This is a genomic window from Aquitalea sp. LB_tupeE, assembly GCF_013391415.1.
Classification (GTDB): domain Bacteria; phylum Pseudomonadota; class Gammaproteobacteria; order Burkholderiales; family Chromobacteriaceae; genus Aquitalea.
In genome coordinates this window covers 47,105-57,909 of record NZ_JACAXB010000017.1, presented here as the reverse complement: position 1 = coordinate 57,909, position 10,805 = coordinate 47,105, and the positions used below count along the sequence as shown (strand labels likewise).

The following is a 10,805-nucleotide window of genomic DNA, read 5'->3' as shown; positions in this document are numbered from 1 at the left end:
AGGTCCTTGCTTGCTCGGGCAATGGAATTCAACGGGTGGCATCGGCCACGACGTCGTCCTTGGCCAGCCAGTACTCCACCAGATGGACCCAGAAGCTGGCTGCCAGCGGCAGGGCTTCGTCATTGAAGTCGTAGCCGGGGTTATGCACCATGCAGCTGCCCTCACCATCGCCATTACCGACAATGAAGTAGCAGCCGGGCACCTGCTCCAGCCAGTAGGCAAAATCTTCGCTGCCGGTGAGAGGAGCAATGTCTTCCAGCACATTGCCCGCGCCCAGGCACTCGCGTGCCAACAGACTGGCCTGATGGGTGATGATGTCGTCGTTGATCAGTACCGGATAGCCATGCTCGAAGATGACCTCTGCATGTGCGCCGTAAGCGGCCGCATGCTGCTCGGCCAGCTGGCGAATGCGCAGATGCAGCAGTTCGCGGACTTCCGCCTTCAATGCCCGTACTGTCAGGCGCAACTCGGCACTGGCGGGAATGACATTGGCCGCATCGCCGGCCAGTAAGGCGCCTACCGTCACTACCGCGCTATCCAGCGGGGAGACATTGCGCGACACGATGGTTTGCAGCGCCATCACCAGTGCGGACGCCACCACAACAGGGTCGATGGCACGATGAGGCATTGCGCCGTGCCCGCCGGTGCCATGCAGCCGGATGGTGATGGTATCGGTGGAGGCCATGAAGGCACCGGCACGAAAACCCATCTTCCCCAACGGGATGCCCGGCATATTGTGCAGGGCAAAAATGGCGTCGCAGGGAAAGCGCTGGAACAGGCCTTCATCCAGCATGCGCTTGGCACCCGAGCCACCATGTCCTTCTTCGGCCGGTTGGAAAAACAGCTGCAAGGTCCCGGCAAAGCGGCGACTGCGCGCCAGTTCGCAGGCCGCCGCCAGCAGGATGGCGGTATGCCCGTCATGACCGCAGGCATGCATTTTGCCGTCGATCTGGCTGGCCCAGGGGCGCGCACTGCTCTCCTGAATGGGCAGCGCGTCCATATCCGCCCGCAAACCGATGCTCGGCCCCTTGCCGCACTGCAAGGTGGCGACCACGCCGGTGCCACCGATACCGTGCTGCACCTCATACCCCCAGGCCTGCAGCTTTTCTTTGACCAGCCGACTGGTATTGAACTCTTCAAATCCCAATTCGGGGTGGGCATGCAGTTGCCGCCGCAAGGTGATCATTTCGTCGGCAATGCGCTGAATACCAGGCAGGATGGGGCTGTACATGATGGGAGGTCTCCGCGAGTGCTGGGAATGAAGTGCAGAGACTGAAAGAAAAGCGGGGTATAGCGATACCGGAAGAAAGGGCAGTGTTACCCCATCCGATCAGGAGAGCTCTGGCCGGATGGGATGACTACGGAAAAAACGCGCAAGGTATCAGTCAAATCGCAGGGTGTAGCGCGACTCCACCGAGGCATTGGTACCGGCGCGCAACACCATGGACCAGTTCTTGCTGAGCTGATACATCAATTTGACCGCCTGGTCGGCACTGGTCACGCCGTATTCGTAACCCAGATACAGCTCGCGGGTAAGCTGACGTCCTACGGTGACCACCTGCTCTGCCGGGCTGACCGTACCATTTGCCAGGGTCCGTTCCTTGCGGCTGGCCATACCCAGCTCATCGAACAGGCCAACGTGGTCGTTGATGGACCCGGCCAGCATCAGACCGGCGGATGCCGCCAGCGCAGAATCATCCCGATCGCCACTGGCAGCATGACCGAGCACCAGCCAGGCCAGCTTGTCTTTTTCAGACATGGATTCATCCGCCACCAGGCGGATGCGCGGCGAAGCCACGCTGCCGGACACCTCCACCCCTGCGCCTACCGGAGACAAATGACGCTTGGCCACCACATTGAGCACCGGATTATCCAGCGGCCCGACAAAGCTGATGATGCCTTGTTCGATATCCAGATCCTGGCCATAAGCCTTGTAGCGCCCCTTGACCACCCGGACCTGGCCACGCGCCCCCGGCGGCTGGCCCGGGCTGGCTGAAACCTTGACCACGCCGGTCAGCTCGACGTCCAGCCCCTGACCGACAAAGCGGAAGCGGTCTCCCAGATCAAGATCCAGCGCCACGGTCAGCGGCAGGCTGGCAAAGGCCGAGGGCTCGGCCGAGGCTCGGCCCTTGACGATCACATCGTCGCTGAGTGTCGGTGCACCGCCCTTGGGCAGGTCAATCCGACCCTGATCAGCCCGGATACGGCCCGTCAGGGCGATTTTGTGCTCCACCATGCTCAGTTCGGCGTTGCCGGAAACAACCAGCTTGCGACTGGGTTTGTCGAATACGCTGAACTTGTTGAGCACCACCCGTACCACGGCATCCGGTCCGGCCTCTCGCAAATCCAGGCTGCCGGTGGCCACCACATCGCCCTGACCACTGGCAAAGCGCAATTTGTCCAGCACCAGGCTGCGACCGTTCAGATGGGCCTGTAGTACGCCATCGCCCAGATGAATGCCGGTACGGTGGTCAGCCAGCATCAACTTGCTGCCCTGAATATTGCCCTGCCCTTGCAACTGGCCCAAGGGACCGGTCAAGTTCAGGTTGGCAGACAGCTGGCCACCCAGTTCCAGCGCGGGTGAAGACAGCTGTGCCAATGCGGCCAGTGATGGCAGCGACACGCTGACATTGGCCGCCAGCGGCGTACGCATGTCAATGTTGCCGCCATTCCACGGCAGGCTGCCCTTGCCGGACAACTGGGCATACTGACTGTCGATAGTGCTGTCAAACCGCAGGCTGCCGCCATCCAGCCGCACATCAAGCTGTGCCGCTTTCAAGCCCAGGGGGGCTGGCCGCCCGGCTTCGGCAGGCAGACGGACATCACCCGCCACCCGCTTGAGCCACAGCTCGCCTTGCGGCTGTTTGCCATTGAGATTCAGCGCCCAGCCACTATCCAGTACCAGGTTCTGCTCCACCGGCAGTGACAGCAATGGTGCCAGCTCGCTCAGATGCAGGCCTTCGGCATGGCCACGCGTGGTGAGGACACCGTTACTGCGCTCCAGCCCCGCCAGCGACAGGCTGCCACCCAGCAGCTTGAAGCGTGCCGCCCCCAGCCGCACGCGCGCAGGCCCGGCCTCGACCGCCAGCGGCGATTGCAGGCTGAGTCCGGGTTTGCCGGCAAGCTCCAGACGTTCAAGCACGCCCTGCCATTGCCCGCTATTGGCCGGCAAGCCGCCACTGGCCGCCAGTTGCAGCTGATAGGGTTGCCCGGACAGACGCAGTCGGCCATCCAGTTGCAGCTGGTGACGGGTGCGGGTGCCACTGCCTTGCGCACGCAATTGTTCGGCAGTAAAACTGCCGGCCTGCAGTTTGTCCGCCGCCAGTTGCAGACGGAAAGGGCTGCCTGCATCGGCCTTGATGTCGCCATCCAGGCTGAGGCTTTGCACCGACAAGTCACCGGGAAGGTGCAGCCGTTCGGCCCGCAGACTGGTGCTGAGCAACGGTGCCTTGGGCGTTCCGCTCAATTCGGCCTGACCCTTGATGGTGCCGGAAAAACCACGGCCCAACAGCGAGAGATTAGGGGCATCAATCAGCAGCTTGAGCTTGTCTCCGGCTACGCCATAAGCGCCACTGGCTTGCAGTCGGTTACTGGCCAGGGTGAGGTCGGCCAGCAACTGATGCAGACGCTCGCCCTGCCAGTCGGCACTCAGCTGGCCGGACAAGGGGGCGCCGGACAGCCGGCTGGGAGCAAATTTCAAGGCGATCTTGCCAGAAAGCGGCTGGGCCAGCTGACCACTGGCCTTGATGGCGGCATTGAGCTCGCCTACTGGCAAGCCTGCTTGCATGCGGGACGGGTCGGCCTTTTGCAACTGCCCTTCCAGTTGGTAAAGCTGTTTACCCTCCAGTCCCAGCTTGCCGGATGCCTGCAGTTTGCCGGCACCTGCTGTAAGAGCCAGTTGGCGCAACAACAGGTTTCTGCCTGTCGCATCCTGTTCGAAACCGACAGCCGTTTCCAGTTGCAGGCTCTTGCCATACAGGCTGGCACGGATATCCGGCCCGGCCAGCGGCCCGACTACGCGTGCGGTGCCCTTGATGGTGTCATCCGGCGCGGTCGCATACAGGGTTTTCAGGCGGATATTGTGCAGCAGCGCCACCATGTCTAGCGAGCCAGGCTCCACCTTGCCCGTGAGGTTAAGCTGCCCCTCGCCCAGCTGGGCCATCAGCTTGTCCAGGAACAGTACCTTGTCATCGGCACGGAACTCGCCCACCAGCAGCGACATGGGCAGTTGATTGGCCGAAAGCGGCCCGGGCTGGCTGTTGAGCAGCGACAGGCCACCCTTGATGCGCGAGCCGCCATCCGGCTCGGCATGCACGGCAAAACCCAGCCGCGCCTTGGGCCAGGCCGGGAACAGGGACTGGGGATTGATGCCGCCTACCCGCACATCCAGCCGGCCAAAGCGGTTGTAGGGATTGAGGGCAAACGGGCGCAACACGCCATGCGCTTCTACCAGCATGCCTTTGCCGCTGCCAGTGCCATCGACTTGCAAGGCCAGCAGTTGGCCGCTCAGTTGCAGCCGGGCCTGCACTGGAATCTGCTCCAGCTCGCCCTGGGCGCTGAGTTGACCCTGGGTGGCAAATGGCGCGCTGTCGGCAAGGGACAGACGGGCGCTGGTGCTGCCCCATGGCGTTTGTAGCCGGGTCAGCTGTAGCTGATGCTGCTGATTCTGGTAGGCATAGCTGGCCTGCAAGCCATACAGCCTGACATCCGCCGGTAGCAGGCTAAGGCTGGCCAGTTGCAGACGCTCCACCCGAATATCCAGTGGCAGCGACAGGGAGGCGGGCGCACCGGCAGGTGGCGTTGCCGGGGCCGGACGGCTGTTCACCCGGACATGGCCGATATCAAGCAGCTGCACTTGCAGGCGGCGCTGCCACAAGTCGGATGCCTGCCATTGCAGTTGCAGACGGTCGATGTCGACATCCTGGTAGTGTGCGCGCCAGCGGATATCGTGCAGGGTAAAACCGGACCACAGGCTGCCTTCGCTACGGGTAATGCTCAATTGCTGCTGGCTCAATGCCGGCAGTTGCTGGCAAAGCCAGGCCAGGCCCTGTGCGCTGCCACCCAGCCAGCCCAGTGCAGCACACAGGGCCAGCAGCACCAGCAGGCAGAGCAGACGGCCCCAACGGCGGCGCGGCGGCTTTGGCTGAGATGGCGGGCTGGCTGGTGGCGCTGCTGCCTGCTCTGGCAATGGCATGTCCTGCATCAGAATGCCAGCCCCAGGCTCATGTTCCAGCGCAACTTGCCGTCCTTTTCTGCCTTGGCAATATCCATGGATAGCGGTGCAATGGGGCTCATCCAGCGCACGCCGATACCATTTGCGTGTTCCAGCTTGAAGCTTTGCCAGCTTTGCGCGGCATTACCGGCATCATGGAACAGGGCCAGCGCCCAGTCCTTTGCCACCGGAATCTGGTATTCCAGCGTGGCCGTCGCCACGACACGGCCCCCCACCACGGCACCATCAGCACCGGGCAGACCCAGGCTCTGGTATTCATAACCGCGCACGCTGTTGGAACCGCCAGCCCGGAACAACTGGGAGGACGGCACCTCATCGCTGTCCTTGGCCCACACCTGCCCCACCTCCAGGCGGGTCAACAGCGTGCCGTACTTGGGCCAGGGGCTCCAGTAGCTGACCCCACGGGCATAGCCACGGACAAAGCTGGTGGTGGACAACAATCCGCCCAGCGTACTGGACAGGGAAGCATCCAGCAGGGTGCCGGAACGGGGACGCAAGGTGTCGTCCACATCGCGCCGTGTCCAGCCGAATACACCCAGTACGGCCCGGGTATTGTTACTGGGCGTGTTGCCGATGGTTTCCTTTTCCTGGATGAACTCCACGCCAAAGCGGGCGTTGATTTTTTCGTGGCTGCGAATACGCCAGGCACCGGCATCGATCGCGGTGGTTTTCACCCCCTGGATATCGGTTTCCTTGAATGTTGAGGTAATGGAGTGTGAGTAATTGTCCGCCTGGCGCGGGAAACCCAGGCCCAGGCTGAGATTGCGGTCGCTGTTTTTCCAATCCAGCAAGGCGGAGCCGGTCCAGCCTTTGCCAAACAGATTGTAGTAGTCGTAACCGACACGAACACCGGGCCCGTCTTCTGAATCATAGGTCAGGCCGAATTCCAGCTTTTGCTTGGGGAATTCGGTCAGGCTCACATCAACCGGCACCTCGTTATTGAGAATGCGGGCCATGTCGGCACTCACCACCACGCCGGAATATTGCGGAGCCTGTTCCAGTGCCGATTGGTAATCCAGCAATTTCTTTTGCTGGTAAGGGTCGCCCTGGCGGAAGTCGGCAAGGCCGGTGGCCACATTCAGCGGATAGCGCTTGTTACCGCTGATATTGGTCGGACCAAAGCGAATCAGCGGGCCACTGTCCACTTCCACCAGCAGCTGGGCGCGATGCGTTTGCGGGTCGATATCGGCCTGACTCTTGACGATTTTGGCCAGCGGGAAGCGATCGACAGTAAGCAAACGCAGGATGGCACGCTTGCTGCTGCTCCAGTCGTCCTGCCGGTAGGGTGCCGCAATCGGCAGCGACCAGGCTTCCAGCACAGCGGCCAGCCGTTGGCGGTAGTCGGCTTGCTGACGGATGTCGCCATTCAATTGCAGGGTGACATCTTCGATGATGACGGGTTCACCCGCTTCCACCTTGATGACATAGTGATGCTCGCCTTGCTCCTCTACCCGGATGACGGCGCTGAAATAGCCTTCGGTCTCCAGCAGAGCCTGTGCCGCCGCTGGCGTTTCCTTGATGATGGCCTGCAACTGGAAATCGTCCAGGTCCGGGTCGTTGCGGGCGGAAACCAGTTCCAGATGATCATTCAACAGGCTGCCGAGGCTCGATGGGGCATCCACGCTGACGGTGTAATCCACCTTAGCCCAGGCTGGTGCGGCACACAGCGTCAGGGCAAGGGCGGATGACAAGGCAAGGGGAGAGGTTCGTGGCAGCATGTCGGCATTCATCTGGAATCCGACTGATGGTAGCGAAACTGGTTCAGTCTGGCGAGGGCTGTTGGCAGAGCGGGTGGAGGGTACTGCCAAAAAAAAGGGCGGAATGATCCGCCACAAGACTGAGAGAGATAAGACACGACCCGCCAGGGGCGGGCCGGGACTGCAGGCGGCCTGCCCGGCCTTGCGGCCGGACGGGCTGCTTACTTCTTGCGCTGCGGCGGCAGGTCCGTGCAGCTACCTTCGAATACTTCGGCAGCCATGCCGATGGATTCGCCCATGGTGGGGTGCGGGTGAATGGTCTTGGCGATGTCTTCGGCATCGCAGCCCATTTCAATCGCCAGGCAGATTTCACCAATCATGTCGCCGGCGTGCGGGCCGACAATGCCGCCACCAATCACCTGATGGGTAGCCGGATCGAAAATCAGCTTGGTGAAGCCTTCATCACGACCATTGGCAATGGCGCGACCGGACGCAGCCCACGGGAAGACGGATTTCTCCACCTTGATGCCCTGTTTCTTGGCTTCGTCTTCGGTCATGCCCACCCAGGCCACTTCCGGATCGGTATAGGCCACACCCGGAATCACTCGGGCATCGAAGAAGGCCTTGTGCTCGGCGCAGTTTTCTGCGGCCACGTGGCCTTCATGCACGCCCTTGTGGGCCAGCATCGGCTGACCGACGATGTCGCCAATGGCGTAGATGTGCGGCACATTGGTGCGCTGCTGCTTGTCCACCGGAATGAAACCTCGGTCGGTCACAGCCACGCCGGCGTTTTCCGCACCCAGCAGCTTGCCGTTAGGCGCGCGGCCGGTGGCGTACAGCACCAGGTCGTAACGTTGCGGTTCTTTCGGTGCCTGTTCGCCCTCGAAGGTGACATACACGCCGTCTTCCTTCGGTTCGACAGCCACAGTCTTGGTGTTCAGCATGATGTTGTCGAAGCGGTGGGCATTCCACTTCTGCCATACCTTGACCAGGTCACGGTCGGCACCCTGCATCAGGCCGTCCAGCATTTCCACCACGTCCAGGCGTGCGCCCAGCGTGGAGTAAACGGTACCCATTTCCAGACCGATGATGCCGCCACCGATAATCAGCATCTTTTCCGGCACGGCTTTCAGTTCCAGCGCGCCGGTGGAATCCACCACACGCGGATCGTCCGGAATGAACGGCAGCTTCACCACGCGCGAACCGGCGGCGATGATGGCGTTCTTGAACTTGACGATGGTCTTCTCGCCGCTCTCTTCACGACCGTTGCCGGTGGTGAGCGACACTTCGATGTGATGCGGGTCGATGAAGCGGCCATTGCCACGTACGATCTGCACCTTGCGCGCCTTGGCCATGCCGGCCAGGCCACCGGTCAGCTTGCCGATAACCTTTTCCTTGTAGCCGCGCAACAGGTCGATATCCACTTCCGGCTTGCCGAACTTGATGCCGTTGGCAGCCAGATGGCTTACTTCGTCAATCACGGCGGCATTGTGCAGCAGGGCCTTGGACGGGATGCAGCCCACGTTCAGGCACACGCCACCCAGGGTGGAGTAACGCTCGACGATGACCACTTTCTGGCCCAGGTCGGCCGCGCGGAAGGCAGCGGAATAACCGCCAGGGCCACCGCCCAGTACCATCACGTCGCATTCGATATCGGCACCGCCGCTATGGCTGGCAGCCACCGGGGCAGTTTGCGGCGCGAAACCGGCATCGGTGTGAGCCGAGGCCACGCCGGTGGTTTCCAGCGGCTTGGCTTCTGCCGGGGCGGCGCTGGCGGCGGCGGCAGCTTCGACGATGACAATCACGTCACCTTCGCTCACCTTGCTGCCCACTGCCACTTTGACTTCCTTCACCACACCGGCGGTTTCCGCCGGCACTTCCATGGTGGCCTTGTCGGTTTCCAGGGTGATGAGGCTGTCGTCCTTGCTCACCACATCGCCCGGCTTCACGAAGACTTCGATCACGTCCACATTGCTGTGACCGCCGATATCCGGGACTTTCAGTTCAATCAGATTGCTCATGGTTTTCCATCCGTTGGGCGGAAGCTGACGGCTTTGCCGGGAGCATTCCGCCGTATTTCATGCGGCAAGGAGAAGGCGGAATGCCCCTGTGGGGCTCCGCCCTACCATCACAGGATCAGGCGACGCACGTCGGACAGCAGCTTGCCCAGATGCACGGTGAAGCGCGCGGCAGCAGCGCCGTCGATCACGCGGTGATCGAAAGACAGCGACAGCGGGCACATCAGGCGCGGTGCGAATTCCTTGCCGTTCCATACCGGCTTGATCTGGCTCTTGCACACACCCAGGATTGCCACTTCCGGCGCATTCACGATCGGGGTGAAGCTGCTGCCACCGATACCGCCCAGGCTGGAGATGGTGAAGGTGGCGCCTTGCATGTCGGTCGGCTTGAGCTTGCCTTCGCGGGCTTGCAGCGACAGCTCGGTCAGTTCCTTGGCGATCTGCTTGATGCCCTTCTGATCGACGTTCTTGATCACCGGTACCACCAGGCCGTTCGGCGTGTCGGCAGCAAAGCCGATGTGGTAGTACTGCTTGAGCACCAGGTTGTCACCGTCCAGCGAGCTGTTGAAGGTGGGGAATGCCTTCAGGGCTTCGGCGGCGGCCTTGATGATGAAGGCCAGCGGCGAAATCTTCAGGCCGGACTTTTCCCATTCCTTGCCGATGGTCTTGCGGAAGTCTTCCAGCTCGGTGATGTCGCACTCGTCGTTGAACGTCACGTGCGGGATCATCACCCAGTTGCGGCTGAGGTTGGCACCGGAAATCTTCTGAATGCGCGACAGCGGCTTGGTTTCGATCGGGCCGAACTTGGCGAAGTCCACCTTCGGCCACGGCAGCAGGTCCAGACCCACACCGGAACCACCAGCGGCAGCCGGAGCAGCCGCCACCGGGTTCTGCATCACGCCCTTGACGAAGGCCTTCACGTCGGCGTCGATGATACGACCCTTGCGGCCCGTACCCTTGACGCGGCCCAGGTCCACACCCAGCTCACGAGCCAGACGGCGTACCGACGGACCGGCATGGGCCTTGGAGAAGCTGGCTTCGTTGATGGCGGGCAGGCTGGCGCTGACGGCAACCGGGGCAGCGGCGGCAGGCGCAGCGGCGACAGGAGCCGGAGCGGCTACCGGGGCCGGGGCTGCAGCAGGCGCGGCTACCGGAGCAGCAGCGGCAGCAACTGCGCCTTCCACGACTACGATCAGGTCGCCCTGGCTTACCTTGCTGCCAACGGCAACCTTGACTTCAACGACCTTGCCAGCGGCAGTGGCCGGTACTTCCATGGTGGCCTTGTCGGTTTCCAGCGTGATCAGGGAATCGTCCACGCTGATCACATCGCCCACCTTGACCGATACTTCGATCACGTCCACACCGTTGTGGCCACCGATATCCGGCACCACGATGTCGATGCGACCGCTGGCAGCTGGAGCGGCAGGGGCAGCTACCGGAGCAGCTGCAACGGCGGCAACCGGGGCCGGTGCAACAGCAGCAGGTGCCGCGCTGGCCGGAGCAGGCGCGGCTGCGCTGGCGCCGACTTCCAGGATGGCGATGACGTCGCCTTCGGAAATCTTGCCGCCAACCGCGACACGGATTTCCTTGATCACACCCGCAGCTTCGGCCGGCACTTCCATGGTGGCCTTGTCGGTTTCCAGGGTGATCAGCGAATCGTCCACTGCCACGGTCTGACCGGCGGTGATGAATACTTCGATGATGTCTACATTGCTGTGCCCACCGATGTCGGGCACTTTCAGTTCGATCAGATTGCTCATGAGCTTTCCATCCGTAGAGCGGCGGCACCTGTACGGTACCGCCACCGATATTCGGCTACGTTGCAAGCCAGCCCCGGCGGGGCGGGCTCGCTACCTC

5 protein-coding genes are annotated in these 10,805 nt (G+C 62.2%); all 5 read right to left on the bottom strand.

Annotated features, from left to right (window positions below; genetic code table 11):
• Positions 1-28: 28 nt before the first annotated feature.
• The 5 genes from HWX34_RS08435 to aceF all read right to left on the bottom strand — a co-directional run bounded on the left by HWX34_RS08435 (position 29) and on the right by aceF (position 10,708).
• Positions 29-1,231, bottom strand: a complete 1,203-nt coding sequence (locus HWX34_RS08435) for a M20 aminoacylase family protein (protein WP_178971832.1) — start codon at positions 1,229-1,231, stop codon at positions 29-31.
• A gap of 150 nt (positions 1,232-1,381) precedes the next feature.
• Positions 1,382-5,203 carry a translocation/assembly module TamB domain-containing protein gene (locus tag HWX34_RS08430; protein WP_255496634.1) on the bottom strand — a complete coding sequence of 1,274 codons (3,822 nt, stop codon included), beginning with the start codon at positions 5,201-5,203 and terminating at the stop codon, positions 1,382-1,384.
• Positions 5,203-6,951, bottom strand: a complete 1,749-nt coding sequence (locus HWX34_RS08425) for an autotransporter assembly complex family protein (RefSeq protein WP_255496633.1) — start codon at positions 6,949-6,951, stop codon at positions 5,203-5,205. The genes HWX34_RS08430 and HWX34_RS08425 overlap by 1 nt, the downstream gene beginning before the upstream one ends.
• 200 nt (positions 6,952-7,151) lie before the next feature.
• Positions 7,152-8,951 (bottom strand): dihydrolipoyl dehydrogenase, encoded by a 1,800-nt coding sequence (gene lpdA / locus HWX34_RS08420; protein WP_178971831.1) that lies wholly within the window; start codon positions 8,949-8,951, stop codon positions 7,152-7,154.
• 107 nt (positions 8,952-9,058) lie between these two features.
• Positions 9,059-10,708 carry a dihydrolipoyllysine-residue acetyltransferase gene (aceF, locus tag HWX34_RS08415; protein WP_178971830.1) on the bottom strand — a complete coding sequence of 550 codons (1,650 nt, stop codon included), beginning with the start codon at positions 10,706-10,708 and terminating at the stop codon, positions 9,059-9,061.
• Positions 10,709-10,805: the final 97 nt, after the last annotated feature.

What these genes read in the sequence shown, in the direction of transcription:
- HWX34_RS08435 (WP_178971832.1), bottom strand. Translation starts at nt 1,231, where the DNA reads ATGTACAGCCCCATCCTGCCTGGTATTCAGCGCATTGCCGACGAAATG.
- HWX34_RS08430 (WP_255496634.1), bottom strand. Translation starts at nt 5,203, where the DNA reads ATGCAGGACATGCCATTGCCAGAGCAGGCAGCAGCGCCACCAGCCAGC.
- HWX34_RS08425 (WP_255496633.1), bottom strand. Translation starts at nt 6,951, where the DNA reads ATGCTGCCACGAACCTCTCCCCTTGCCTTGTCATCCGCCCTTGCCCTG.
- lpdA (WP_178971831.1), bottom strand. Translation starts at nt 8,951, where the DNA reads ATGAGCAATCTGATTGAACTGAAAGTCCCGGATATCGGCGGTCACAGC.
- aceF (WP_178971830.1), bottom strand. Translation starts at nt 10,708, where the DNA reads ATGAGCAATCTGATCGAACTGAAAGTGCCCGACATCGGTGGGCACAGC.